Origin of the sequence: Antarcticibacterium sp. 1MA-6-2, assembly GCF_021535135.1 — a bacterium.
In the GTDB taxonomy this organism is placed as follows: Bacteria; Bacteroidota; Bacteroidia; order Flavobacteriales; family Flavobacteriaceae; genus Gillisia.
Window position 1 is genome coordinate 1,920,709 of sequence record NZ_CP091036.1, and the last position, 25,400, is coordinate 1,946,108.

28 protein-coding genes and 4 pseudogenes are annotated in these 25,400 nt (G+C 36.9%); 18 read left to right on the top strand and 14 right to left on the bottom strand.

The annotated features are described in order from the left end of the window. Positions 1 to 180: 180 nt before the first annotated feature. The gene (locus tag LZ575_RS09655) at positions 181 to 1,188 is read right to left on the bottom strand and encodes an IS110 family transposase (RefSeq protein WP_235324700.1); all 1,008 of its coding nucleotides are present in this window, start codon (positions 1,186 to 1,188) and stop codon (positions 181 to 183) included. Between the two features lie 511 nt (positions 1,189 to 1,699). Between LZ575_RS09655 and LZ575_RS09660 the strand changes: the two genes are divergently transcribed. The 7 genes and pseudogenes from LZ575_RS09660 (at position 1,700) to LZ575_RS09695 (ending at position 7,716) form a co-directional block, all read left to right on the top strand. After that, positions 1,700 to 2,350, top strand: coding sequence for a transposase (locus LZ575_RS09660; RefSeq protein ID WP_235330452.1), 651 nt, complete (start codon positions 1,700 to 1,702; stop codon positions 2,348 to 2,350). 11 nt (positions 2,351 to 2,361) lie between these two features. Next, positions 2,362 to 2,688 carry an IS110 family transposase gene (locus tag LZ575_RS09665; protein ID WP_235330453.1) on the top strand — a complete coding sequence of 109 codons (327 nt, stop codon included), beginning with the start codon at positions 2,362 to 2,364 and terminating at the stop codon, positions 2,686 to 2,688. A gap of 750 nt (positions 2,689 to 3,438) precedes the next feature. Beyond that, positions 3,439 to 3,783, top strand: a complete 345-nt coding sequence (locus tag LZ575_RS09670) for a single-stranded DNA-binding protein (protein WP_235330454.1) — start codon at positions 3,439 to 3,441, stop codon at positions 3,781 to 3,783. Between the two features lie 72 nt (positions 3,784 to 3,855). Continuing rightward, positions 3,856 to 4,305 (top strand): annotated as a pseudogene (locus LZ575_RS22505) (RadC family protein). Positions 4,306 to 4,695: 390 nt separating this feature from the next. Next, positions 4,696 to 5,052, top strand: a complete 357-nt coding sequence (locus LZ575_RS09685; RefSeq protein ID WP_235330707.1) for a BfmA/BtgA family mobilization protein — start codon at positions 4,696 to 4,698, stop codon at positions 5,050 to 5,052. A 6-nt stretch (positions 5,053 to 5,058) separates the two neighbouring features. Next, positions 5,059 to 6,093, top strand: a complete 1,035-nt coding sequence (mobB, locus tag LZ575_RS09690) for a MobB family relaxase (protein WP_235330456.1) — start codon at positions 5,059 to 5,061, stop codon at positions 6,091 to 6,093. An 11-nt stretch (positions 6,094 to 6,104) separates the two neighbouring features. Then, positions 6,105 to 7,716 (top strand): annotated as a pseudogene (locus LZ575_RS09695) (type IV secretory system conjugative DNA transfer family protein). A gap of 56 nt (positions 7,717 to 7,772) precedes the next feature. Here LZ575_RS09695 and LZ575_RS09700 read toward each other — a convergent pair. Beyond that, positions 7,773 to 8,402 carry an SOS response-associated peptidase gene (locus LZ575_RS09700; protein WP_235330457.1) on the bottom strand — a complete coding sequence of 210 codons (630 nt, stop codon included), beginning with the start codon at positions 8,400 to 8,402 and terminating at the stop codon, positions 7,773 to 7,775. 263 nt (positions 8,403 to 8,665) lie between these two features. Here LZ575_RS09700 and LZ575_RS09705 point away from each other — a divergent pair, with 263 nt between their 5' ends. The 10 genes from LZ575_RS09705 to LZ575_RS09740 all read left to right on the top strand — a co-directional run bounded on the left by LZ575_RS09705 (position 8,666) and on the right by LZ575_RS09740 (position 13,313). Next, positions 8,666 to 8,953 carry a LexA family transcriptional regulator gene (locus LZ575_RS09705; protein WP_235330708.1) on the top strand — a complete coding sequence of 96 codons (288 nt, stop codon included), beginning with the start codon at positions 8,666 to 8,668 and terminating at the stop codon, positions 8,951 to 8,953. A gap of 32 nt (positions 8,954 to 8,985) precedes the next feature. Further along, the gene (locus LZ575_RS09710) at positions 8,986 to 9,132 is read left to right on the top strand and encodes a hypothetical protein (RefSeq protein ID WP_235330458.1); all 147 of its coding nucleotides are present in this window, start codon (positions 8,986 to 8,988) and stop codon (positions 9,130 to 9,132) included. 61 nt (positions 9,133 to 9,193) lie between these two features. After that, positions 9,194 to 9,436: a hypothetical protein gene (locus tag LZ575_RS09715; RefSeq protein ID WP_235330459.1), complete on the top strand. Its 243-nt coding sequence runs from the start codon at positions 9,194 to 9,196 to the stop codon at positions 9,434 to 9,436. Further along, complete coding sequence (locus LZ575_RS09720) at positions 9,408 to 9,851, top strand: hypothetical protein (RefSeq protein ID WP_235330460.1); 444 nt, start codon at positions 9,408 to 9,410, stop codon at positions 9,849 to 9,851. Before LZ575_RS09715 ends, LZ575_RS09720 begins: the two co-directional genes overlap by 29 nt. A gap of 150 nt (positions 9,852 to 10,001) precedes the next feature. Continuing rightward, positions 10,002 to 11,555 (top strand): IS21 family transposase, encoded by a 1,554-nt coding sequence (istA, locus tag LZ575_RS09725; protein WP_235330461.1) that lies wholly within the window; start codon positions 10,002 to 10,004, stop codon positions 11,553 to 11,555. Between the two features lie 19 nt (positions 11,556 to 11,574). After that, positions 11,575 to 11,892: an ATP-binding protein gene (locus LZ575_RS22510; RefSeq protein ID WP_255702920.1), complete on the top strand. Its 318-nt coding sequence runs from the start codon at positions 11,575 to 11,577 to the stop codon at positions 11,890 to 11,892. A 55-nt stretch (positions 11,893 to 11,947) separates the two neighbouring features. Further along, complete coding sequence (locus LZ575_RS22515) at positions 11,948 to 12,313, top strand: ATP-binding protein (RefSeq protein ID WP_255702921.1); 366 nt, start codon at positions 11,948 to 11,950, stop codon at positions 12,311 to 12,313. A 92-nt stretch (positions 12,314 to 12,405) separates the two neighbouring features. Beyond that, complete coding sequence (locus LZ575_RS09735) at positions 12,406 to 12,669, top strand: hypothetical protein (protein ID WP_235330709.1); 264 nt, start codon at positions 12,406 to 12,408, stop codon at positions 12,667 to 12,669. A 63-nt stretch (positions 12,670 to 12,732) separates the two neighbouring features. After that, a complete protein-coding gene (locus LZ575_RS24270; RefSeq protein WP_409187211.1) occupies positions 12,733 to 12,804 on the top strand; it encodes a DUF4113 domain-containing protein in 72 nt (23 codons plus the stop codon). A gap of 206 nt (positions 12,805 to 13,010) precedes the next feature. Further along, on the top strand, positions 13,011 to 13,313 hold the full coding sequence (locus tag LZ575_RS09740; RefSeq protein WP_235330462.1) for a hypothetical protein: 303 nt from the start codon (positions 13,011 to 13,013) through the stop codon (positions 13,311 to 13,313). A gap of 296 nt (positions 13,314 to 13,609) precedes the next feature. Here the strand turns inward: LZ575_RS09740 and LZ575_RS09745 are convergent, their stop codons facing one another. From LZ575_RS09745 to LZ575_RS09760, 4 genes are all read right to left on the bottom strand, one after another. Next, a complete protein-coding gene (locus LZ575_RS09745) occupies positions 13,610 to 14,674 on the bottom strand; it encodes a type I restriction enzyme HsdR N-terminal domain-containing protein (RefSeq protein ID WP_235330463.1) in 1,065 nt (354 codons plus the stop codon). A 29-nt stretch (positions 14,675 to 14,703) separates the two neighbouring features. Then, a complete protein-coding gene (locus LZ575_RS09750; protein ID WP_235330464.1) occupies positions 14,704 to 15,054 on the bottom strand; it encodes a hypothetical protein in 351 nt (116 codons plus the stop codon). A 37-nt stretch (positions 15,055 to 15,091) separates the two neighbouring features. Continuing rightward, positions 15,092 to 16,174: a serine protease gene (locus LZ575_RS09755; protein WP_235330465.1), complete on the bottom strand. Its 1,083-nt coding sequence runs from the start codon at positions 16,172 to 16,174 to the stop codon at positions 15,092 to 15,094. Positions 16,175 to 16,495: 321 nt separating this feature from the next. Then, positions 16,496 to 16,822, bottom strand: a complete 327-nt coding sequence (locus LZ575_RS09760; protein WP_235330466.1) for a YegP family protein — start codon at positions 16,820 to 16,822, stop codon at positions 16,496 to 16,498. Between the two features lie 854 nt (positions 16,823 to 17,676). Here LZ575_RS09760 and LZ575_RS09765 point away from each other — a divergent pair. After that, positions 17,677 to 18,072, top strand: coding sequence for a response regulator (locus LZ575_RS09765; RefSeq protein ID WP_235330467.1), 396 nt, complete (start codon positions 17,677 to 17,679; stop codon positions 18,070 to 18,072). A 639-nt stretch (positions 18,073 to 18,711) separates the two neighbouring features. Here the strand turns inward: LZ575_RS09765 and LZ575_RS09770 are convergent. The 8 genes and pseudogenes from LZ575_RS09770 to LZ575_RS09805 form a co-directional block, all read right to left on the bottom strand. Beyond that, positions 18,712 to 19,074, bottom strand: coding sequence for a hypothetical protein (locus LZ575_RS09770; RefSeq protein WP_235330468.1), 363 nt, complete (start codon positions 19,072 to 19,074; stop codon positions 18,712 to 18,714). Between the two features lie 7 nt (positions 19,075 to 19,081). Further along, a complete protein-coding gene (locus LZ575_RS09775; protein WP_235330469.1) occupies positions 19,082 to 19,552 on the bottom strand; it encodes a DUF4138 domain-containing protein in 471 nt (156 codons plus the stop codon). Positions 19,553 to 19,604: 52 nt separating this feature from the next. Beyond that, positions 19,605 to 19,943 (bottom strand): hypothetical protein, encoded by a 339-nt coding sequence (locus LZ575_RS09780; protein WP_235330470.1) that lies wholly within the window; start codon positions 19,941 to 19,943, stop codon positions 19,605 to 19,607. 14 nt (positions 19,944 to 19,957) lie between these two features. Continuing rightward, positions 19,958 to 20,890: a conjugative transposon protein TraM gene (gene traM / locus LZ575_RS09785; protein ID WP_235330471.1), complete on the bottom strand. Its 933-nt coding sequence runs from the start codon at positions 20,888 to 20,890 to the stop codon at positions 19,958 to 19,960. After that, positions 20,880 to 21,496: pseudogene (locus LZ575_RS09790) on the bottom strand (conjugal transfer protein TraK). Before LZ575_RS09790 ends, traM begins: the two are co-directional and overlap by 11 nt. Before the next feature lie 65 nt (positions 21,497 to 21,561). Then, positions 21,562 to 22,406, bottom strand: a pseudogene (locus tag LZ575_RS09795) (hypothetical protein). Positions 22,407 to 22,408: 2 nt separating this feature from the next. After that, positions 22,409 to 22,906 (bottom strand): conjugal transfer protein, encoded by a 498-nt coding sequence (locus LZ575_RS09800; RefSeq protein WP_311196047.1) that lies wholly within the window; start codon positions 22,904 to 22,906, stop codon positions 22,409 to 22,411. A 90-nt stretch (positions 22,907 to 22,996) separates the two neighbouring features. Next, positions 22,997 to 25,399, bottom strand: a complete 2,403-nt coding sequence (locus LZ575_RS09805) for a TraG family conjugative transposon ATPase (protein ID WP_235330472.1) — start codon at positions 25,397 to 25,399, stop codon at positions 22,997 to 22,999. Position 25,400 lies beyond the last annotated feature (1 nt).

Sequence of the window (25,400 nt, forward strand, 5' to 3'; positions counted from 1 at the left end):
TTTATAAGTACTCCCTAATTCTAATTCTTGAAAATGTATCAGCATCAGAAAAAGGTACTGCGATAAAAAACAATCTTTTTTTTGTTTTTTTACATGGAGTACGTGGCATTGTTGAAATGGAACAACTCTTAAAAAGGAGTTGTTTCCAATCCAACAAGCACAACACCAAAATCATTATTTCTAATCTGAAAATAAATAATCTGGATTATACTCTGATCCATTTTTCCAAATCGTATAGATAAGCACTAGTAGTTTTCTTGCCACTGCAGTCACTGCAATCTTTTTTATGGATTTCTTCTCTGACAAGCGATTATAGAATATTTTCAGGTTTGGATTATGTTGTAGGGAAGATAATGCGGGCATATAGAGTGCAGATCTTATAAAACTGTTCCCCTTTTTACTTATGGTCGTCTTTCCAGCGTAAAGACCTGACTGCCGATGCTGTATGTCAAATCCACAATAGCTTACCAATTGTTTGGAATTGCGTACGAGCGCAAAAGCATTCGTCTCGCCCAAAATACAAGCGATGGTCATGAACCCTACTCCTGGTATGGTCTCCATCTTTCTGATCCGTTCGTCCAGAATGCTATCTTTTCTAACAACTAGCTTGATCTCAGATTCCACCTGTGAAATCTGCTTTTCCAGTAATTGGATTTGTTGTTTAAGTCTCTTACCAACTGTGGGGGGACATTTATGAGAATTGTCCTTTGCATGCAGTTGATTTTTGGTCATAGTAAGTTTGGCCTTAAGGCTACGGTAATCCCTTGTTAGGATCTTTAAAGTTCTCATTTGAAGGGAGGGAATTTCCCAATGATCCAATTTCCTTTCCAAGCCCATCCTGCACAAAAGCTTAGCATCCACACTATCGGTCTTTGTCTTTATGTTATGGCTCTTGGCAAAGTAGTTTACTTTGTTGGGAAGTACTACCGATAAGTAAAAATCCCTCTCTTGAAGCCAATAAGCCAAATTTTCATAATAGACACCAGTGGCTTCCATCACAAAAAAAATTTCTGCAGGATCTTTTTTCTTCTTCAACCATTCCAGTAGTTTTTTAAAACCTTTAAGGTCATTTGTAAACTTCTGCACCTTAGAAAATTGTAATTCACCGAATTCGGAATACAAACCATAGGAGCATTCAAGGGAATCTTTTGATACATCAATTCCCACACAAAATTGTACTGTATTCATAATACTAGGATTTAATGAGGCAGGAAGCTTCTTATGATCTATTCTCGTCTTTACGCGGGATGCATAAAAGCTCCCTAAGTACTGCCCAGATTCTGAGAAACGAATGGGAACAGGGTATGTGTCTTTTTTACGGTATATCTCACGGACTACCTGGTAACAGCTATATCTCCTATTCCCACTGCCTTTTTCTCCAAAGAAACTAAAAGAACCTTAATGAATTACAAACGTACGAGGTAACAGTGACGGCCTTTAGATTTGTTGTATAGTTTATTTCTATTGATAGTGATGTTGAAAAGAGGGGGTCTGGGGGAGACTCATAACTTATTAAATTGTCAATAACTTTAGTCGAAACAAAAAAGAACGGGGTGAACTTCGGTGACGGCCAGGCTAATGGCCTATGTAGAGTATTAGTCCCCGTTCTTTATAATCGGTTGCCAGAACCATATAGGATTTTAGCCCTGGCTCGTAAAGGTCTTAGTTTAAGCAACCTCTTTAATAACCCAAAAAATTTATGGAAACAATGGAAGTTATCGGTATTGATGTCAGTAAACTGACATTGGATTGCTGCATCCATAGTTGTGGAATGCAGGAAAAGTTTAAAAATGATTTCGAAGGGATTGACCAATTATCCGCATGGTCAATTAAAAATTCGGGACTTGCCAAAGAAAATGTTCTGTTTGTATTCGAACATACTGGACTTTATTCTTACAGATTGACCAAAAGGTTGAATGAAAAGGGCTATCGTATTCATGTGGCGTCAGGTTTAGAGATCAAACGGTCCATGGGAATCACTAGGGGAAAAGATGATAAAGCAGATGCCAAAAGGATAGCATTATACGGTTATAGGAAACGAGAAGAGGTTAAACCTCACCTGGAACCAAAAAAGGCGTTGTCAAAGCTGAAAAGATTAATGTCCCTTCGTAAAAAGCTAGTAGTTCAGCATGCAAGTTATATAGGAGCTCTTAAAGAGCAGGAGGAAGTCCTCGAAGACGAAGAATTTATCTTTCAAACGCAGCACGAGATCCTGAAAATACTTGCACAAAAAATTAAAGCCATAGAAAAGGAAATGGACAGAATCATACGAGAAGATGCGGAACTTCAGGAAATGCAGAAGCTTTTGATAAGTATAAAGGGTATAGGAAAAGTTACCAGCTGTTTTTAATAGTTTACACCATGGGTTTTACTTCTTTCAAAACATGGAGAAAATTTGCTTCCTATATTGGGATTGCTCCCTTTCCAAATATTTCCGGAACTAGCATCAGGGGAAAGACCAAAATAAGTCGGTTGGCCAACCGGGAAGGCAAAGCTTTACTGCATCTGTGCGCGGCATCGGCCATACAATGTAACCCGGAGATGAAGGCTTATTACCAAAGAAGATTGGATAAGGGCAAGAACAAAATGAGCACTTTGAACATTATAAGAAACAAATTGTTGGCCCGAGCATTCGCTGTAGCTGAGAGAGGAACACCTTACGTAAACACAATGGGATATAAAAGCTGATTAAGTCAGCAACATAATTATATTATCACAACTGCTAAGTAGAATTAAACAGGCTTTACATAGCGGTACAGGAATTTATTGTCCTCGTTCTACAACTAATTCTTTCATAATGCATTTTGTGCCGTCGCGTTGAAGGTGGCTTCTCTTCATTATTAAGTGTTCGACTTGCTATACAAGCCATAGATCACACTACCTTTTTTTATATAGCGAAAAAACAACATCCATTCTTGCGGGCGGCATAAAGCCGCTTCGCTTTTTATACGCCCTTTGCAAGCCTGGATGTTGTAAAAATCATTTGCATCAAAAAAAGGTAATGTGAGGGCTCTATGGGAAGTAAGTCGAAAACAAATCAAGATGAAATCAAATCCACTACAAATAATCGCAACGGTACAAAAAAATCAAAAAAAGGAAAATGCTCAGGATATAATAAGTAAGTCGATTTTTCCTGTGGGACGGGTTAAATAGAGAAAGTTTATTATTAAAAATTTGGTTTAACCATAGGATACTCTACGGGAAGTAAATCTAATAACCGAAAAATGAAATCATACAAATCCACAAAATGGTAGCGGAATTAAAAAATCAAAAAAGGAAAACGCTCAGGATACAATAAGTAAATCACCTCAAAATAGGTCAAAAAACAAATGAAAAAACAAGAAAAATTCAAAATCAAGGCAAGTCTTAGAATATATAAATCTCGATTATCGAGTAAATCAGTTAAAAATCAATTATAAACCTTTAAATCTTTTAGTTATGAAAACTCTTAGAAACTCAGTACAGTTAATCGGAAATGTGGGAGAAGACCCAAAAACGCACAAATTTGAAAATGGGATGTTAGTGAGCCGATTTTCTCTGGCTACTAATGAAACATTTTTTAAGGATGGCGAAAAAGTTCAAGAGGCACAATGGCATCAAATTGTTGCCTGGAATAAACAGGCAGAGCTTACCAGCAAATATATCTGTAAGGGAAAGGAAATTGCTGTAAACGGCAAGTTAACATACAAGTCTTATGATAACGAAGCTGGAGAAAAACGCTGTATCACCGAAATCCTGGTTAATGAAATTTTGTTACTGGGAAACCCAATATTGGAAAAATAAATTAAAAGCAAAGAGGGCGTCATCGTCGAAAATTGCGCCCTCTTTCATTATCTAACTTTAAACAAATCAATAATGGAAACCAAAGTTAATGAAATTGCCATAAGTTACAGCGGAAGTATTAAAACAAAATTGCTTCCCAAAGTATCTTCATCCCTTGATGCTGCCAACCTATTATACAAGCATTGGGATAAACAGAATATTGAACTTTACGAGAGCTTTAAAATGTTACTCCTTAATAATTCCAATAAGGTAAAAGGTATTTATACACTTTCCAAAGGTGGAATTACATTACCTTAGTAGATGTTAGAATTGTTTTTGCAGTAGTACTAAAGTCCGTTACGACCTCAATAATTCTTGCTCACAACCATCCGTCAGGAACTTTAAAGCCTAGCCAACCCGATAAAATGCTAACTGAAAAAATTAAAAATGCTTAGTGAGCTATTTGATATTAAAATACTGGACCATATAATCTTATCGCCAGATGGAGAGTATTTCAGTTTTGCCGATGAAGGGATATTATAAGAACATTTAAATTAGATTTTTTAGAACGGGTTATGAGCTTCATGATCCGTTTTTTAATTACAGAATTCTCAATTATTCCTTCAATTCCTTACAGTTAATTTCAAAATTTTCCCTTTCATATCATAAAAAATGGGATTCAGTTTCTCACTAATAAAAGCGCTATTAAATTCATTTTAATAGTCAAAATTTTTGTCCCTGCGGGACGAAAAGGTAGAGCAAGAGGGCAACACGCAAAGCGATGTTGAGGCTACCTTTTCGATTTTATTTATTTGATTTTCAAATGATTAAAAAAAATATAAATATTTTAAAAATATGGATTTGCGTCAAATGCCTCGGTAAGGCCTATAAACAAGGAAGGATTTGCGTCAAACTCAACAATTAAAAAGAGAAATGGATCATTTTATCACTATTCGGTTCAAACGAGAAACGGCAAAACGTTTCCAGCAGTTTTCTAAAAAGCATTACAAAACGCATTCGGAAGCTATGGCCGGAATGCTGGATTTTTTCTTTTACAATGAGATTTCCCCAAAGGAAAATTTTGGACCCACCGGGAGACGGATTGAAAATATTGTGAAGAAAAGAATAAATGCAGTGATCGCGATAACTAAGGATATGGAAAAGAATAAAGTAAACCCAACTCTGGCGATTTTGGAATCCCTGATGGAAGCTTCAGATCCTAAAAATAATAACTCGAATCGGAAAAGGGATTATGAACAAGATGATACTCATCCCGACTTTTATAAATAACTCGCTATGTATATCACCATTACACCCCAGAAATTGGGATCAAATTATTCTCAAAGTGCCGCAGGCTTTGTTGATTACCTGGAGAAAGAAAACCAGCTTCCCGGTATGGAAAAAGATCATGAGTTTTTCTTTAATCAGAAAGAGGATGGTATTTCTCCAGAGGTGGTCATCAAGGAAATAGATACCAACACCGCAAAGCTCAAAAAAATTGAACCAAAATTTTACTCAATAACCGTAAATCCTTCGCAATATGAATTGAAAAAACTACAAAACAACTCAGAAGCTTTAAAGCAATATACCAGGGAACTAATGAAAGATTATGCCTCCAGTTTCAATCGCGAGATTAATGGCAGACCAATTAATGTAAATGATATTAAATATTTCGCAAAGATCGAGCACCATAGAACATTTAAAGGAACCGATTTCCAGATAAAAGAAAATCAACCTCATGCAACAAAGATCCAGGTGCTAAAAAATGAGATTCGAAAAATAGAACGGGGCGAAATGCAAGGGAATATAAAATCCCGGGAACAACAGATATTTAAACTGGAAAGGGAAGCTCCCCACCAGCAAAACGGACAACGTATTGTCCAGGGAATGTTCAAGGAAGGTAACCAAAGCCATATTCATATTATAGTGAGCCGAAAAGATGCTTCCAATTCCGTTAGCTTATCCCCAGGAAGCAAATACAAAAGTTCTGAAGTGGAAATGAATGGCAAGATGGTAAAAAGAGGATTTGACAGGGATTTTTTTTACCAAAAGGCTGAAAAAACATTTGATAAAACATTTCAATATCAGCGCAACTTTGTTGAAACCTATCAGGCGAGAAAAGACTTTATTAAAAGTCCGAAATTATATTTTTCTGCCATAATGGGACTTCCTGCTTCAGAAAAGGCTTTGGCTATGAAAATGCTTAAGGAAACAGGAATTCCGCTTCCTCCAGTGATTCCTATTTCCAAGGCACAACTCACAGTGAAACTTATTAAATCAATTCAAAATGGAATTCTAACAGCTTCCAGATCTGCATCAATAGGAATTTAAATTCATCTGCTATGGAAACAAACTTCATTAATTTAATTTTCTGCATTGCTATCGGAAGTGGTATTTTTTTCCGAATCTATAAATTAACCTCTTTCGCTTTTCCTATAAATTTACTGCTTTGCACTTTGTGCCTTTGGGGTATTTTACCTGATGCCCCATCCCTTACACAAATAGCAACTATAGGTCTTTATTTAGGTTGCCCCCTTATTTTAATTAATACTGTCTTATATGTATTTTTACCTAAGAAAGAACCGTCCAATATTGAGAGTAAATACCAGGTACTGTTTAAAACCCAAAATGGTAGATTCCAGATCAATAATGTTAAGCGAGGGGTTTCAGTCATTGGAGCTGCAGGTAGTGGAAAAACAGAAAGTGTGGTATATAACCTGTTGGATCATTTCAGCCGAAATTCTTTCTGTGGACTTATACACGACTATAAAGATTTCGAAATCACCGAAATGGCTTACCCCCTCTTTAGGAATCGGAATATACCATTCTATATCCTCTCCTTTGATAAAATAATTCACAGGGTAAACCCTATTGCACCGAGGTATATAATAAATGAAGAGGATATTAATGAGGTGTCTAGAGTTTTAATTGAAAACCTTCTGGAGCAAAAAGAAACAGGAGCCACAGGAATAAATAAATTTTTTAATGATGCCGCGCAGGGATTAATTTCCGGACTTATTTGGAAACTGAAAGTTTCTTTTCCGGAATATTGTACACTCCCTCATCTCATTGCTATTTACCAAAACCTGGACACCGATGAGCTTATTGATTTTTTAAAATCTAATCAAACTTCCCGGGCTTTTGCAGATGCTTTTATTGGTGGCAAGGATTCTGAAAGACAAACTGCCGGAGTAAAAAGCACGCTTTCTACTGCCCTGATGAAGATTAGTAGTAAACGTATTTTCATGGCACTGGCAGCAGATAATATTCCTCTCAATATTAATAATCCTCAGAATCCGGCAGTGATTTCTTTGATAAACAACCCAAAGTACGATTCCTCATATTCACCGATCATCGCCACTATAATGCATACCATTGTAAAGCAAATGAGCGTGAGACATTCCAGACCATCTTTCCTCCTTATTGAAGAAGCTCCAACCATACGCTTGTTAAATATGCATCGTATCCCTGCCACCTTAAGAAGTTATGATATAGCCACCGTATATGTGATGCAGGATAAGATTCAGAACGATATGATGTATGGAGACAAAGCCAGTAAGGCGATTTTAAGCAATCTTTCCTATCAGTTCTTCGGGAAAGTAAATGATCCCGACACCGCACGCTTTTACGAACGTTTTTTTGAAATTATAAAAGATGAAACAAAAACTGTAATGCGGGGAACTAAGTCTGGATTTCGATACAAAAATTTCTACGGGAGAAAAAGAGATTTATAAGGTTAGGGCAAATGTATTTTTTAGCTTGAAACAGGGAGAATTTATTACTTATGCTGATGGAATTGATAAAAAAGTTCAATTTACTCAGCAGAATATTAAACGGGAACTACCCGATTTGACAAAGTTTTTTTCAGAGGAAGACATCAATGAAAATTATATAAAAATATACAGGGAGGTGCGCAATATCTGTAAGTCTTTTAAGGAAAAGAAAAAAGTCTGAAACCTGATGAAGCAGCTTTAAAAAATTAAAACAACTTACCTTGCTCCCCTGCTCCATCATCTACTAGATTGTAGAAATTCTGGCGTGTTGGTATCAATTCCTCGTTTATATAAATCTCTGGTTACTGGATGTGCTTTAAAAGGCTCTCGCATAAAACTCGTAGCCAGCACTTCCTCAATTCCATTGTCGTTTAAATCGGGATCAAGCCACTCTCCTTCAAAATTGGGATCTACAGCCAAAGGCATTCTTTTCTTCTTATTATGGATTTCAGCAAAGAAATCATTTGCCTCCCTAGTAATTAAACTAACTGTCCAATAATCCTCATCATATTTATTGTAGATTCCTGCAAAGCTAAAGAGTTTACGGTCTTCCAGATAACAATAATATGGTGTAGCAGGACCACTCATTTTTTCATAGTGAGGTTCAAAAAAACCATCAGCAAGTATTAAACAGCGACGTTCTCTGGAAGCCTCTTTATACATATTACTGGTTAAAAGTGTTTCCGCTTTCGCATTAAGCGTATTATATTTTTTTCGGAATTTCAAAATGTCGTCTGCCCACGGCGCAATAAGCCCCCACTCCATGGGTAATATAGTATCCGGTTCGTCCATGGGAATGCAAAACATGTTAGGATGAGAAAACCCCGACAAATGGTACCAGGGTTCATAAACTTCTGGGTATCGCATAACCGCACTAGGTTTGTTTCTCAATAGCTGATAATTTTTTAGTAAGACTGGTTTCGTAACACATTTTAAATAAATTGGATTATATCCTATTATTTGGAAAATTACCTACTTTTGTTTTTCAATTTGTAGTTAATGAAAATTTACAAAAAATATTCGCTTCATAATTTAATATTGCCACTTTCTTCCTGTGGGATTTCCGCTAAGTTTTCCTTCACTAAGCGGAGGATCATTTAGAAGATATTATTGACCTTAACCAACAACTCATTAAAAATAAAGAAGCTACCTTCTTTGGCAGGGCTGAAGGCGATAGTATGATCGGTGCCGGAATCGGGAATGGGGATCTTTTAGTTATTGATAAAAGCTTAAGACCAAAAAATCAGAATATAGCAGTTTGTTTTCTCGATGGAGAATTTACCGTTAAGCGAATTAAGATTGAAAAAGATATCATCTGGCTGGTGGCTGAAAATGAAAAGTATCAACCCATAAAAGTTACCCCGGAAAATGATTTTGTGATCTGGGGTATCGTTACTCACTGCATAAAAGACCTGTAATATGTTTGCCCTGGTAGATTGCAATAATTTCTATGCGAGTTGTGAACGGGTTTTTGATCCTTCCCTTCGGAATAAACTTAGTGGTTGTGCTTAGTAATAATGACGGTTGTGTAATTGCGCGAAGTAATGAAGCTAAAGTGATGGGCATTCCTATGGGCGCACTAGGCCTTTCAATTTGAAAAAGATTTTGAAGCTAAAGGGATTTCCGTTTTCTCCAGTAATTATTCCCTATATGGAGATATGAGCGTACGAGTAATGAATATCCTCTCCCAATTTACGCCTGAAATAGAAATATACTCCATAGACGAATCTTTTCTGAAGTTTAATGGCTTTGAATTATATGACCTTGAACGAATTGGAAAGGAAATGGTAGAACGTGTTCTAAGCCATACCGGAATTCCAATTAATGTTGGCCTGGCTCCCACAAAAGCCCTTGCAAAAATTGCCAATAAAATTGCTAAGAAATTCGCCGATCGCACTTAGTAGCGTTTACGCGATAGATTCAGAAGAAAAGAAAGAAAAGGCATTACGTTGGACAAAGATTGGCGATGTTTGGGGAATAGGCCGCCAGCACGAAAAACGATTATTAAATATCAATGTGGAAAATGCCTGGGATTTTATTCAGCTTCCCAATCAATATGCTAAAAAACAAATGAGCGTTGTCGGCTTGCGGTTAAAACGGGATCTGTCTGGTGAGTCCACACTGGATTTTGAAGAAGTAAAGAATAAAAAGAACATTGCAGTTACCCGAAGCTTTGATAAGATGTATAGTGATTTTAATGATCTTAGGGAGCGGGTAGCCACTTATGCAGCAAAAGCGGCAGCTAAACTTCGTAAACAGGATTCAAACTGCACTTTACTGTTGGCTATTTCGGTTCGAATTGTGCCAGTGATTTAGGTCGGTTAGTGCCAGGCGTTTCGGTTTAATTTGTGCCACTTTTTGGCAATGCTGAAAGTGGTAACGGTTCAAATTGTGCCAGTCGTATCGGTTCGTTTTGTGCCACTTTGGAAGATCAAGTAATATCTTGTTACAAAAATGTAATAAGATATGGCCAACACCCTTGATCCGATGGACTTAAAACAAATTATTACTTTGAGCCTGGATGGTTTTAGCAATCGTAAGATAGCTACCACTCTAGGCATCTCCCGTAACACGGTCAACAGCTACATGAGGTTTTTTACGGCCAGTGACTATTCCTTTAAAGAACTACTTTCCTTTGACAATGCACGTCTGAGTGCGCTTTTTCCTTCACATACCACTATTGATAATGAGCGGCATGATGAACTGATGCTATATTGTGAGGGGGTCAATAAGGCCCGGAATCATCCTGGGTTTACTTTTCTGTACCATTATCAGGAATATGCGCAGCAGGCTTCCCAGCCCTACAGCTATACGCAGTTTATGGAGCATTATCGGCGGAAATATGCCAAGGTCAAAGGTTCCATGAAACTGGAACATGAAGCTGGTAATGAAATGTACATTGACTATGCGGGTAAAAAATTACATGTCGTTAATAAAGAAACCGGAGAAATCATTCCGGTAGAGGTATTTATAGCTATTCTTCCCAACAGCCAGTATACTTACGTAGAGGCTAACTTAAGCCAAAAACGGGAGGATCTTATTATTTCTTGCGGTAATGCACTACATTATTACGGAGGTGTTCCCAAGGCGATTGTCTCAGACAACTTAAAATCGGCAGTGACCAGAGCCAGCAAATATGAGCCGGAGATCAACCGGAGCTTTAAAGATTTTGCCCGCCATTATAACTGTGTGATCAATCCCACCCGCAGCTATGCTCCACAAGACAAAGCTTTGGTTGAGAATGCAGTGCATCTTGTTTATCAGCGTATTTACTATCCCCTACGGGAGATGACCTTCTTCTCTTTACAGGATCTAAACCGGGAGATAAAGCGCTTACTTGTTGGCTATAATAACCTACTGTTCCAGCGAAAGGAAGCCAGCCGTAGAGAACTGTTTCAATCAGTAGAACGTGAGTACTTAAAACCCCTGCCAACATCTGCCTATGAAATCAAAGACTATAAACGGGCAAAGGTGCAAAAGATGGGATATGTATACTTCTCTCCAGATAAAAGCTACTACAGTGTTCCCTACCGCTACATCGGTAAAAAGACCCTGATCCATTATACCAAAACTGTGGTCGAGGTTTATTACAATCACGTTCGAATAGCCCTGCACCAGCGAAATCCAAGTAAAGGAAGCTACAATACAAATACAGATGATTTAAGTAGCACCCATAAAGGTTATACCTCCTGGAGTCCTGAATACTTTAAAAACAAAGCCGCTCCTCACGGTGCTCACGTAGTGACTTGTGTGGAAAAGATACTTGCTGACAATGAGTATCCCGAAACAGGCTATAAGCGGGTGATGGGCCTTATCCAGCTCCATAAGTCTTACGGTTCTAAAAGACTTGATAATGCTTGTAAACGAGCTTTACAGGCAGATGCGACTTCTTATATGCATATCAAGAATATCCTAAAGAACAACCTTGACCAAAGCTCTCTTTTTTATCAGGATCTTGAAGAAGATAAAACTCATATCCCATCCCATCAAAACATCAGAGGTGCCGCTGCTTATCAATAAATCATTTTAATCCAGAAATATGAATAACAATCAGACTATTGAAAAACTAAAACAAATGCGACTGGGGGCTATGGCTCAGCTACACCTTCAGCATGTAAAGAACAATGAATTAAACGATATCACTGCCGATAAATATCTTGCACTACTCACAGACCATGAGTGGGAGGATCGCCAGAACCGGAAGATAGATCGTCTTTTTAAACAAGCAAACTTTAGACAGAAAGCAAGTCTTGCTGAAGTAAACTACGCCTCCAATCGTAACCTCGACAGGAACATGTTTGTTGGTCTGGGATCCCTGGATTTTATAGCTAAAAAGGAAAACCTTATACTGACTTAGTGCCTCCGGAGTAGGCAAGAGTTATTTAGCACAGGCCTTAGGTCATCAGGCCTGCATGATGGAATATAAAACCATCTACTCGAACACTGCCCGTCTATTTAAGAAGTTAAAACTCAGTAAAATTGATGGAACCTATCTCAAGGAATTAAATAAATTACTTAAAGCAGATCTGCTCATCCTTGATGATTTTGGACTTCAAGCCTTCGACAATCATGCAAGAGAGACCTTAATGGATATAATCGATGACCGATACAATAAAACATCTACCATATTATCCTCTCAAATACCAGTATCTGCATGGTACGATATTATAGGGGAAGGAACTATTGCTGATGCAATCCTGGACAGGATAGTAAACTCCTCACATAGGATAGATCTCAAAGGAGAATCATTAAGAAAAAGAGTTCTGAAAAACGAGTAATATTAATTTTTTATATAATTGCATGATCTTTCAAAGTGGCACTGTTTGAACCGAAATCAGTGGCACGGTCCCTCCGAAATAGCCAATTGTATGTGTTTTTAATAACCAACCCTTTTAGAACCGACCTCAAGCAATACAGAGCTAATATGGTGGTTAAACTATCAAATCCAACGCATTCTACTATGGTCTTGACTAAAGCTGCCTTATATGGACTTAAAAAAATATATAAACCCGGCTACCAGTACAAAAAAGCAGGGGTGATTATAATGGGCATTTCCCCCGCTTCCGAACGGCAACTTTCTTTATTTTCAGAAGAAGATCCCCGACACCCTTTGCTAATGAAAACTATAGACTAGCTAAACGAAGCAGAAAACGGAAAAGTAAAATTTGCCGGAATGGATCTTGGTCGCACCTGGAAGATGAAACAGGAAAGATTGTCAAATCGATACACCAGCAGGATCGATGAGATTATTAAGATAAAGTGTAGATAGATAAAAAAGAAGCGTTCATTCTAAAATTTTATTAGAGCTTTTTTTGGACTATAACATTATAAAGAGTTTAATATCATATCTTTAGTAGAATGAAAACTCTTTGCTTAATTTTTTTATTTATACCCTTAAACTTTTTTGGGCAGGAAGTTTATAACTCTTTTCTTACTGAAACTTATCCCAACATCTACAGGTCAGAATTAAATTGGTTGACCGAAGAATCGTTTTTTGAACCCAATGATGTAACTATTGTAACCGAAACAAACCAAGGCAAGGATATAGAAGTTTTAAATATCCAGGAAACCCAAATTGTAGATGACAGACTTATATTAATTTGTGAAAACAGAAGTAAACGTAAAAGAACAATTGTATTCCCTAAAGAACAGGAGGAATTTTTGTACATAGATTATTATTACCACTCCCCTACAACCAATGAAGAGATCCAAATAAGGTTGCACCTTGAAGAAATGCAAACTGGCCAGGGAGAACCTATAAAAATTAAAGTTGGGTAAAAATAACAAGTAATGATAAATTTCTGATATTTTCTAAAAGTGAAATGGCCGAAAAATATCATTATGAATTCCTGAACTAAATGAAATCAAATATGGAGTGGTTATTTAGTTTTTTCGAAGTTTTGAATAAGTGATGAGACGAAAGGCTTCTTAGGCTCCTTTGCTCCCTAGGCTTGATTGGTTGTCTAAGGTGAGTTTTGCTCTGCAAAGTTTTTTATTACATTTCTGGACTTAATAAAATAGATAAAACTCATTATCTCAACAATTGGGAATTTATTAAATAGCAATTCATAGAATTATGGCAAGCCCCTCCGCTTAATCTCCTTTAACCAGGCCTCAAAAGCATCCCAGTGTGAAACATTCCATTGGGCGCTCAGGTAGTACTTCCCGCCATAAACATCCTTGTAATATCTGTTATAGCCTTTGTGATCAGCCCGACCCTGGGTAATATTTCTTAATACAGGGTATCCTGCATTAAAGACCCTCTTGGAATAATCTGGACTTTGCAGGGCCTGAATATCATTAGAGTTTAGCTTATTTTCGGCAAATACCTCTCTAAAGTTCTTTTGTACATATTCTCCGATTTTAAGTCCGTCTTTTGTTCTTTTTGAATCCAGATTATCGGCCCTGTTCCGGGAAGTATGTATCACCGATGAATAAGAACTTTCAAAATCCTGGAAAGAGCTTCCCTTGGAATTAATCTCAAATTCATAATCATCCAAAATCTTTGCTACCACCCCGGGATCATAAAATTCACTGAGTTTTTCTCTTACCCAATCTGAAATTTCATCCTTGAAATCGGGATCATTTATCCTGGTTTCAATTGCTTTTTTCTTTTGCTCTTTTTCTAATTTATTTAAGCCCTTCTGAATATAGGAATTAACGGATTCCCGGATATTTTCAGATTTTTTAAACGTGCGAACAAAGTCTTCTCCTTTTTCAGAGGATTTTCTTAGTGGAACTTCTTCAACAAGGTAGATTTCATTCACCAATGATTCCGGCATTTCAGTATAAACCTTAAATTTATCCCCTACCAAAATTCCAACAGGCGTCCTGAGCATCCTCATATAAGATGCAAGCTGACTTCTATGGCCCGAAAAATTTAAATCAGCTGTGGGTTTCTTTATTTCAATAACACAAACAGGTTCAGCATTACTGTTTCGAATTATTATATCTGGGCACATTCGATTAGCCGCTCCAAATTGAATTGATTCCCTAACAGTAAGTTCCTTTTTATAATGGCTCCACCCTAATTTCTCAAAGACTCTTATAACTTTGTTTTCGTAAATCTGTTCAGAAACATTGGAAGGAATTGTTTCAGTTAAAATAAAACATATTTCTTCCCACAAATCCTTATCCATAATTTCTGGTCTTTTTTGATGATAGATTATTAAATCCCATATATTTCAACAATTTTTCCTTCTTCATTAAACTTATACCGTACCTCGCTACGAGTTGATTTTTGATTCTTGCTTTCGCGCAGCGTATAATTATAATCTGTATGAAGAATATAATTGAATTTATTCAATCTCTCAATTTCAAGTATTCGGTTGGAAGCACTCAGAATAATATCCCAGGAATCGGTATATTGCTTATATAGTTCCTCTTTGGTTGGATAAGACACATTCCAGTACCTTTTCATATTAGGACTGAAAAATGAGTTGATTTCCTCAAAATTTCTGCGTTCCTCGGCATCGAGCAGACCTCTTATTTTATTTGAAAAATCTATTTTCTCTTCCACTTCTGTATTAGCAGAAGCGGTAGGAATGCTCTCAGATTCACCTGGAGTTGAGGCTAACCTTGTTTCGGCTTCCGTCAGCGGTATATCCTTGTAAAGTTGCACCAGGTTTTTTACTCGGCACCCCAAAACTAAACCCTTGGTAATCTCTTGTTTTAGCAAAGTTCACCGCGATCAAATCTCCCCAGGAGTTAAAAATGGGGCTGCCGCTTGAACCTCCCAGAGTTGGTATAGAATATAAAATCCTATCTGAATCCGGATCCTGGCTAACATTACCTGTTGTGAATTGCGATTTAACACCCTCTTTGGTTTGAGCAAGATTCACCCCCTGATTATATCCTATCATATAAATATCCTCGCTCATTTTTACCTGCGGTAGTTCCTCCAGTGACGGAAGTTTAAAAAAACTGGTGATTTCTGCAGGCGTTCGTTTATTCTTCAATTGGATAATAGCAAGGTCTATTTCCTCCCTTTCCGATTTTCTGATCGGTATACAACTTATATAATCATCATCATCCTCAACAAAGGTATTGTCATAGGCAATTGAAAGGTCCACCTGAACAAGTTCAATTTTAGAAGCTCTTTCATTAAATTCAAGTTTCGGAAAAACCTCTTCTATCACCTTATTTTCTTCTTGTAATTCCTCATATTCTTCCTCTAATTCACTGCGTTCACTATAACCCAGGTAATCAAAATATTCATTATAATAGCTGGAAAGTTTTTCCATTCGCTCAGTATTAGAGGTATAGTCAGCTTTCATCTCATTTCTAAGATTCGAGATATAATCATCAATAAGTTGGAAAACCCGAAAGTCCCCTTCCGGGTAGACTACATGTCTGTTTGTGGCAATCTTCCCTTCGGAATCGATAAAAAATCCCGAGCCATAGGCGATCATTGAATTATCCCTGGCTTCCTCTTCCTCCATAAAAAGTTCAATCCCCTCAGGGCCTTCCGTAAAGTAAAATTCTAAATCATTATCAAGAATAGCTTTATGGTAATATTCATTCTTAATTAAAACTACACTCCCTCTGTATTTTTCATATAGTTCATCAGGAGACGGCGGCTTTTTTTCACAGGAAACCAGAAAAAAAACCATTGTAAAAAACAATAGTGCATTTCTCATATGGTAAAATTTTTAAAGAATAGTGTAGGGTATCCCTATAAAAGTACTAATTTTTTCTTAAAATCGGAATATCTAAAACCATCTTACCCCCATATCCCTTTAACCATGAGTAAATGATCGATCAATTCTTACCTATTAAATAGAAGTGATAAAAAGGCCCAGTGCCATTTATTTTTGGAATTATAAATTAAAATTAAATCCGGCGAGACGGCTCTCTCGCTGCGCATCGCCGTCCGCCTAAAATATTATAAACAAGTTAAAAAAAAGTAGTGCAGCCTATGTTATTGGCCACACTACTTTCATCAACCCCTAGATTAATACTTAAGAATTATCATCTATTGTAGCATCGGGCGCATTCTTTTTTACCGATGCGATTCCGTTCTCCATAGCAGATACGGTAGTATACACTTCGCTGGTACCAATAACCTGTCCGTTGGTGGATTTCAGGTTAAATCTATGCCCTGTGGCCGTTTCTTTTCGTTCAAAACGTTCATCAGACTGGGAATTGGTGCGAACAGATTCTATCCCATTCATACAGGAAGGCTTCGCTTTGTAGCCTTCACTGCTTAAAATAACCTGGCCATTTCCGGCCTTTAGGTTAAAACGGAATTCCCCCGCTTTGTCTTTTTTAATCTCAAATTTACCCATAATAGTAATTGGTTTTTAATATTCTTTTTAAAGATAATAAAATTGAGTAAATGAAAACATTGCCAATGCTCTGATCCAAACTTACCAATGAGACTGTAGACTAATTCCGCTTCACATTTCCAACCAAAAAAAGCTACTAGCTAAGGACTAAAGACTACCAACTAACCCCGGCGAGATGGCTCTCTCGCTTCGCACCGCCGTCCGCCTTAACTATACCAGTAAATTTCTCCCGGGGCAAGCCCACGGAGCATTATATAGGAGAACACGTTTTCAGACTTTAAACATTTACTAACGAGGCAAGCCTCGGAGTATTTACCCCCTTAGAATAAAAAAAACCCTGAATTTCAGGGTTCAATACAATTTAACTTTACCCTCAAATACCTGTCTAGCTACTGAATATCCAGTAAGCTACAAGCAGGATCCCCAATAAATAAAAGGATAAAAACAAAAAGAAAATAAATCTCGGCGCGTTTTTGGCCTTTTGTCCTTGAAAACTCCAGTAATTCTTCCAATTCCCCATAATTAGAAAACTTAGTTGATAGATCTTAGTTCTACAAAGATAATTATTTTTAAGGTTACTTTAAGATTTTATTTAGGTAGCATTAACATTAAAAATATAAAATATTACTTCTAAACTATTTGTTAAAAACATAATTTATAGATAATTATTTATTATTATAGGGCTGCAGTAGAGCTATCTTACCGTTTTTCAATAAAATTTTAATGTTTTTGTTAACTTTTATTTAAGAATTGTTCCTTTTATATATTTTTATGCCCTGGTTTGAGTATAATCATGAAGATCAGTCTTTTATAATTTTGAAACTGCAGACTGTTCTTTAATAAAAATAACTGCTATGAATTTCATTTTAATCGATGATGATCCGGTAACGAATCTTATCAACAAAAAGATTATTCAAATAGCCTGTGGAGATAAGGTAAAAACTATCACCACCTTCCTGAATCCGGAGAAAGCCCTCGAATATCTTAAAACGATTCCTTTTTACAAGACCGGGGAATACATCCTATTCTTAGATATAAATATGCCTGAAATGAATGCCTGGCAATTTCTTGATCATCTCGGTAATCAGAATGATTTTAAAATTAATATTCTTTCCTCTTCCATAACCAATGCCGATCTAAATAAAGCAGAAAACCATAAATTGGTAAGAGACTATATCTACAAACCTCTTTCAGTTCCTAAATTAAAAAATGTATACACCAATCTCTGGGAAACAAGCTTAAGTGCCTGAGACTTATCTGAGAAAATTAGGAGCAGTCGAACTAACCAATAACAGCAGGTAATTCGGTGCACGGTTGCCAAAGCTTTGCACAAGAACCGTTCTTCTTACTTTGTTTTCGCTTTGCAAAGGTGTCGCTTACCGAGCGCTTCTGCTTTCTAAAACACCCGTGGCCATTTCATAGATTAAACTCCCTAAGAATTAGAGTAAAAAGGAGCTTCCAGACTAGGGGCGAAAGAACCACGCCCCATTAAATTAGTTCGGCAACAAAAAAACTGCAAAACAGGTAAATATAATGTTCCGCGGGTGCAGGTCAAGCTCTGGTCATTTGGGTCTCAGCTGAAATTTCGATCAGCAAACTTGCGTTTGCCAATCTTCATATCCAAAACATGAGGATAGTATTTCCGCCAGAAATCTTACAAGCTGGCTATGCATTTTGGAAGAACAGCTTTCTTTTTTTTATTTTTTATTTTGAAAAATATTTCTGACAGGTGGTCTTACACCTTACACAATAGTATTCCCTGAACAAACCTAAACATCAATCATTTATATTCTTCGATCACAATAGTGATTCAAAACAAGTTTTTCTTTTAACAAATCTTAGCATTGATTCACAAAAGAATAAATATTAGAAATCTTTATTTATTTATTTCAAAACGGTGCATTCTCCCCCATTCCAATTTCTGTTACTCTCCAGCTTCCATTTTCCCTAATTAGCTTAAAAGTTTCCGGTTGTTCTTCGTAGGCTGTGGTAAATTTTACCCAGGCTATATCTCCGTTTTCGGTTTCCTGAAGTACATTAAAATTAGAATTTTCGTTACCAGCCGCCGGGAACATATCCTGGATATTCATAAAGGCCTGATAACTTTCTTCTGTGGTATATTCTTTCAAGGTTGGAAGATCCTTTTCATAAAAACTTTCCACCACTATTTGAGCGGTTTCGGTGTAAGATTTTTCTGCTTCGGCACAAGCCATAAAAATGACAAAAACTGCCAGGGATAATATTCTTTTCATCGTATTCTTAATTAGGATTATTAACAAATCGCTTTTTTATTTTAAGTTTTATATCTCTTTCGCCTTGTTGCTCTTTTAGGTCAATTACTACAATTTTATCTTCAGCAATGGAGAATTTGGGTAGAACGTATACAAATCGATTGGTCTTTTTCTGAGGAATTATCTCCGGTACCAGATGTTTATATACTGGAGAAACAGGCAATTTCTGGATTGACTTCTTTCTTCCCTGTTTCCTTGTTTCCACAGAAATATCCAAAAAGGCAGGTTCGTAATCTATGGGAGAATTATTATTAATTTCCAGCACAAAATACAATTCCGAATTATGGAACACTATATTCTGAATTTTTAATTCCACTCCATCTTTGCGCTTTCTCAGCTTGCCAATTCTTTGTTTGCTTCTTAATAATTGTGAACTAAAATCGTGGTAATAGGGATCTTTATCTGCTAATTCTTTTTCAGCTTTAGAATCTGAAAACAATACCTGCTCCTCAATGAGTTTCTCAGAAAGATCTGGTATCTCATTCCCGATTTTACCTAGTTTCTGCTATAAAATAATTTAGTTTTTCCAGCTCTTCGGAGTACTTTACAATATACGAAAAAATTGAACCCGCTGTACTGATAACCAGCAAATTACTCACCTCTCCTGGAATAGCCTGCAGCAATCCCAGGTGTTGTTCTTTTTCCTTGTTGTAGGTGAATACAAATTCCTCTGAACCTGTTATCCCCTGCCTTATCGGCTCCGGGAAAATCAGGGCAACATTCATTCTATCGTTGGCATAGATGGTATCTAAATCTATGGTGTTTTCCTGGGCCATTCCCCTTACGAAAGCGGCCATTACAAATACGAAAATCAAGATCTGCTTTTTCATAATTTCTATTACTTTTAGTTTCTTTTTAAAATGAGTTTATAATTATTGGTGACCTGCACCTTAATATTTCTATTGTTTCGCTGAAAAAGTTGCTTAAGCCCTCCTACCTGTGGTACTCCTGCAACATTTATGTCTTGGATAATATCACCTATCACTTCCTTACTGGCATCTGCTCGAATATTATTTTCAACATAAATCCCTTCACTCCCATCCTGGAGATCATAAGCTTTTAACTTTACGGGATAATGCGCTATGTGTTCAATTTCAATCAAAGCCCTGTTCGGTTGAAAACTGATGAATCCATAAACAGGAGTGTTTGCAGGGAACTGGATATTATTGATCATAGTGCTATGTTTCAATCTCATCTTTAAGCGGTACCCGGCCTGAACAACCTGGTTACCATCTACTTCAACCATAATAGAAATATCAGTATGATGAGTTTTTGTGGTCTCCTCCTCTACTGGAAAAGTAGAAGCATAAAATAATTGATGCGCTAGCCCCATTTCCTGTGGTTTTGGAGAAGCTTGCGACGGATCTGGAACCTCCTGAATATCCGCTTCAAATTGTGTATCCCATTCTTCTTCATAAAATTCATTTTCAAAGCCATAATCTTCGTAGTTGTTAGGATTGTGTTCATAAATGCTATCTAAGATTCTTCCCTTTTCTCGCTGCGGAAAATCAGGATCATAATACCCCATAGAATCCAGGTATTTTTCATCATAAATGCTTGGAGTTGTAGTTTCCCTCACCTCCTTTAAAGCATTTAGCGCATCAAGCTTAGATTTAAAATCTTCCTGCTCTTGCTGAAGTTCGGGCACTAGAGTGTTTTTTAATTCCGAGGGTTCTTCACTAACCTCTCCGAAGATTAGTACACTGTAGGCCACTATAAATAATACAATGGTGGCTAGTACAGCGCCAAAGACAATTTTCTTTTTATCAATTTTCATCGTTCAATTTTTTTAAGGTGTTTTCGAAATAATTGGTAATCAATAACCCGTGGGTATTGTTTGGAAAGTTTCGGTCTACGTTTATTAAGTTCCCCGATGAAATAAGTTCATACTTAGTCTACTATTTTTCCACGGTTAATTTCAAAGACCGTCCTGGTCTTAAAAGTGTATGGTTCCATTTCAATATTTACCTCCGATTCTATGCTTATTACTTTCTGCACCAGAGAATACTGCAGCAACCTGTTATAAACTCCATCGGCTTTCTTTTGCTTAGTAAACATTATCTACAGAACTGTTACCAAGCCATAGGGCTTTTTCCAGGTTACGCTCATAGTTAGTAGCATCGATATTGTAGAAATAGGTATGAAAGAGATCCAGATGGGCAAGAGCTTCCACCTCCAGGTTTTCCTTTTGAGTAACCCACTTTAACGGAATTACGCTTCCGTCTGTATTTATCGCAAAAGCATTATTCAAAGCAGAGCGATGAATATCAAAAACCATCCATCCAAAATATAGACTGGAAATTACTGCCCCACATACGGCAGTGAGGACTATAAATCGGTTTATTTTTAAAACTGAGTAAATACTTCTATATGGTGTTTTCATTTTCTTATTATTGGTCTTATACTAATTCAAATTAACTCTTGGAGTAGCTGGTAATTACCCCTTCACTACCCTGTAAAAAGTCTTATCGTAAAAGAGGTAGCGCGGGTGTAGAGCTTAAACTTTAGAAATACGATAAATGCGATAGATCCTGCCTCGACTATAATTCGAATAATATTATTGTCAGTAGATGAACCCAGCAGATTTGACCAAAAGTTGGTATTGATCTCTGCATATAAATTATTGACAAATACATTCACGAGGAAAAAAGCTTAAGCACCAACATATAAACTGCGGCATATAACCTAAAGAAGTTATAGGCCATCCCCCTGAACTTTTCAAATACTGCAAGGCTAATCACCAGGGGAAAGAAAGCCTGCATAATCCCTAAAAGGAAAAAGCGTTCGGCCAGGAATAGTGGATAGATAAATAAATCTATCACCCATAAAAATAAGCCTACCACAAAGGAAATCACCTTTACCGGGTAAAGTGGCGTTACTAAGGCTTCATAAAGCAAAGCCATTGCTTTTTTAGCTACTTCAAGCGCGCCAACTTCCTGTTCAATATCTATATCCTGTAGTTGAAGTGGAATAAGCGCTAAAGTGGTATCTGCATATTCAGTTTCAATACTTACCAGTATTCCATCGAAAACACTTAAGATTTGGGTGGAAAAAATAACGAGAAGTACAATTGCAAAATTCTTTGCCAGCTCTCCGGGGCTCAAGCCCCAGGTATATCCATCATTATCTGCAATCCCTTCATTGTATTTTTTCAGAATATTTACAAGGAAGAACATCACAGCCAGTGACTTCATTCCGGCGATTGTATATTGGGAAAAGTCACTACTTTTAATTGTTTGGAAAACCGCGTCTACATACTCCAAACCTATTCCTAAAAATATGCCCCCTGTCATTTTTAGTAATTTATAGTCCTGTTATTGATCTTATCCTGCATCTCTCTAAAGGAAATGATGTCGTTATAGCGTTTTGTTTTTAGTGTGATCTCTGCAACCATTTCTTTAGATTGTAGTTCTCTTTCCCTAAGTACTTGCGCCCTTTCTGCATCACTCATTTTAAAATAGTCACTGGTTAAAATCTTATCGATAAAATCAAGATCTTCCAGGGAGTTTTCCATAATGGCGTTAAAAGAATCGGAGATTCTGGCAATCTCTTCCGGTTTTATATATGGGGAATTAAGTATTTCCCGTAAATCATCCCGAACCGTATCAAAGAGGATCTGGTTATTGCGGGTGAGTTCCCTTACTGCTTTTAACTGCCTTATCACATCGTTTACCCGCTCGATATTCTCTTTCTGCGTCCGAAGAAATTCTACGGTTTTCAGCAGTTGCGTGGTTTGCTTTGCCGATTCAATTAAGGATTTGGCGAGGCTGATAAAATTGGTATTGTCATACACCCAAGCATCCCCTGGCTCATAGCTGGAGTGTGCACAATTAAAACTAAAAAACCCATCAGCATTAGTGTTGTAATCTTCTTTTTCATGACTTTATGTTTTAGAAGTGAATTCCTGAATTGCTTTTTCCATATTTCCATGTTTTTCATAGAGCTGCAGGATGGCTTCGTTCTCTTCGCCATCCGTGAGGTATGCTGCGTATACTTCTTTGGGAACTTCCAGCCGAAAAACGTTGCTCTGCTTCCCAATCTTGATAAAGATCTCTGTGTACTTTCTTTCCCCTATGAAGTTGTTTTTTATTGATTTAAGCTGATTTAAATCGTGACTGGAGAGGTTTAATCTCTTTTGAAGCTCCTCGTAGCCTTTTTCATTGCGAAGGCTGTAGATCACCTGTGTATTTTCCAGAATACTGGCAGAAGTCGAGTTATTAGGAAGCTGATTTATAGACTGAAGAACTATTCCAATAGCACCATTCTGCTTTCTGATGGCCTGGTAATAAAACTCTACGCTTTCTAATACATTTTCAAACTTTAGCTGCTTTGCGAATTCATCAAATAAAATAATTCCTTTCTCTGCCCTGTTTTTCCAAATGGTCCTTTGAATGGCCGATTTAATCAGTTTTAGCATTACTGAAAGTATTTCTTTATTATCCTTCACTTCATCTAATTCAAAAACTATTAAGCGTTTGTCTTCAATCTTATAAGTCTGGTCCTCACCTACTTCAAATAAGAAACTGTAAATTCCATTTTCTACATATTCTGACATGATGTGCAGGAAATTATTGATGTTAAAGTAATCCGGATGAATCTTAAGGTAATCCAGCAGGTCTACCCTATGCCGCTCGATATATTGATAGAAGCTTTGGAGCGAGTACTTTCCAGTAAAATTTTCATAGTAATCAAGCAATATCTTTTTTATTGAAACAGATTGCGCTTTTGTAACCTTAAAATCTGAAGCAAATAATTCAAAAAGAAACTCAGACAGGTCCTCAAGCCTATCAGCAGTGAGATCACAAGGACTGCTTATATAGAAAGGATTAATTCCGAGGCTCTTTCCGTTCTCATAGCGCAGGATGGTGTAATCATTAGGATAAAGCTTTGCAAACTTGGTATAGGACCCTCCAAGATCAATGATTACCAGGCGAACTCCACTTTCAAAGTATTGTCGAAGTATATTGTTGGCCAGAAAAGATTTACCTTCTCCTGTAGGGGCGAAGATGGCAAAATTCCTGGCCTTTATTCTTTTCTTACTTTCATCCCACACATCTTTTAAAACCGGGATGTTATATTCCCTGTCATTAAAAATTATTCCTTTAGCATCTGATTTATAATTGCTGTTATTAATAAACAGGCATAGAGCGTGCTTTAGATCGGTTACATAAAGATCCTCATTAGAGAAATTTGAAGAAAAACAGAAGTAGCTATTCAGAAAATAATTCTTGCGCTCCTCCCCTTTTGGATAATAAGGAACTATGTCCAGGAGTTTAAATTCAGTTTTTATCCTGGCATTAATCGAAGAAAGATTACTACGATCTTTATCCCAATAAATCACATTTAAATGCCCACGGATAATTCTGGAGGTGTCATCGTTATTTATCTGGTCCAGAATATGCTGGATTTTCTTCAATACCACTTTGTTCTGTGAACCAAAATTTGAGCTCTTATTGAGTTCTTCTACTTTCGCATCAAGTAGTTTTCTCCATTTTTGGCGATCATCGAGGTAGATGACCTGGTTTACAATATGGTTTTCCTTTAAATTAAGTCCCAGTCCGTCAATAAAACCCTGATGAAACACAAAATCGTCTGAGGTAAACTTATCGTTGGTTTTGCTACTTTGAACACTTTCTCCAAAGCACAACTCACTGTTTACCGCCAGCACGTCAAAATGATTGTCACCTATACTGATGTTATTTTTATCCAGTAAAATATTGGTATCAAATCCTTCCTGAAAACCATTAAAATATTTAGTGGAGAGACTATTAATTTCTTTCTCAGTAAGAGGAATAAGCTCCAGCTTTCGGCTATTGTTTAAAAAAGAAACCGCATCATTTACTGAATTCTGAAATCTCTTTAAGTTATCATCCAGGTCTCCAGGAACATTCCTGCTCACTTTTTTAAAGGGATTTACATATTTTGGATGATTGAAAGATTTGTTCTTTGTATGAATAAAGAAGAAATAACTACGATGTTCTAAATGTTCCCTGCCTTTGAAATAAGAATGGGTAGCTTTTTCCAAAAATGTATGGTTTGGTAATTTCTCTGCCGAATAGTTTCTTTTAAAATAAACATCCTGTTTATGAACTACTGTTCCCGTGGGTAGCGATTTTAAGGATTGAAACCAGGCACTATGAATTTCTTCAAAATCATTTTCTGATAAACTATAGATCTCCGGTAATACCGTCTCAAAAGCCAATACTACATTCCCATTGGCAGCAAAAACCATATTTCCATGTGTATCAGCGATGGGTGGTGTAGAAGAAAGATTAATCTTGCTCATA

Coding starts and splice junctions, on each gene's coding strand:
- LZ575_RS09805 (WP_235330472.1), bottom strand. CDS start 25,399: ATGAGCAAGATTAATCTTTCTTCTACACCACCCATCGCTGATACACAT.
- LZ575_RS09715 (WP_235330459.1), top strand. CDS start 9,194: ATGAGCGTACGAGTAATGAATATCCTCTCCCAATTTACGCCTGAAATA.
- LZ575_RS09685 (WP_235330707.1), top strand. CDS start 4,696: ATGGATCATTTTATCACTATTCGGTTCAAACGAGAAACGGCAAAACGT.
- LZ575_RS09660 (WP_235330452.1), top strand. CDS start 1,700: ATGGAAACAATGGAAGTTATCGGTATTGATGTCAGTAAACTGACATTG.
- mobB (WP_235330456.1), top strand. CDS start 5,059: ATGTATATCACCATTACACCCCAGAAATTGGGATCAAATTATTCTCAA.
- traM (WP_235330471.1), bottom strand. CDS start 20,890: ATGAAAATTGATAAAAAGAAAATTGTCTTTGGCGCTGTACTAGCCACC.
- LZ575_RS09780 (WP_235330470.1), bottom strand. CDS start 19,943: ATGAAAAAGCAGATCTTGATTTTCGTATTTGTAATGGCCGCTTTCGTA.
- LZ575_RS09760 (WP_235330466.1), bottom strand. CDS start 16,822: ATGGGTAAATTTGAGATTAAAAAAGACAAAGCGGGGGAATTCCGTTTT.
- LZ575_RS09745 (WP_235330463.1), bottom strand. CDS start 14,674: ATGGATAAGGATTTGTGGGAAGAAATATGTTTTATTTTAACTGAAACA.
- LZ575_RS09700 (WP_235330457.1), bottom strand. CDS start 8,402: ATGCGATACCCAGAAGTTTATGAACCCTGGTACCATTTGTCGGGGTTT.
- LZ575_RS09670 (WP_235330454.1), top strand. CDS start 3,439: ATGAAAACTCTTAGAAACTCAGTACAGTTAATCGGAAATGTGGGAGAA.
- LZ575_RS09765 (WP_235330467.1), top strand. CDS start 17,677: ATGAATTTCATTTTAATCGATGATGATCCGGTAACGAATCTTATCAAC.
- LZ575_RS09770 (WP_235330468.1), bottom strand. CDS start 19,074: ATGAAAAGAATATTATCCCTGGCAGTTTTTGTCATTTTTATGGCTTGT.
- LZ575_RS09755 (WP_235330465.1), bottom strand. CDS start 16,174: ATGAGAAATGCACTATTGTTTTTTACAATGGTTTTTTTTCTGGTTTCC.
- istA (WP_235330461.1), top strand. CDS start 10,002: ATGGCCAACACCCTTGATCCGATGGACTTAAAACAAATTATTACTTTG.
- LZ575_RS22510 (WP_255702920.1), top strand. CDS start 11,575: ATGAATAACAATCAGACTATTGAAAAACTAAAACAAATGCGACTGGGG.
- LZ575_RS09710 (WP_235330458.1), top strand. CDS start 8,986: ATGCGAGTTGTGAACGGGTTTTTGATCCTTCCCTTCGGAATAAACTTA.
- LZ575_RS09655 (WP_235324700.1), bottom strand. CDS start 1,188: ATGAATACAGTACAATTTTGTGTGGGAATTGATGTATCAAAAGATTCC.
- LZ575_RS09665 (WP_235330453.1), top strand. CDS start 2,362: ATGGGTTTTACTTCTTTCAAAACATGGAGAAAATTTGCTTCCTATATT.
- LZ575_RS22515 (WP_255702921.1), top strand. CDS start 11,948: ATGATGGAATATAAAACCATCTACTCGAACACTGCCCGTCTATTTAAG.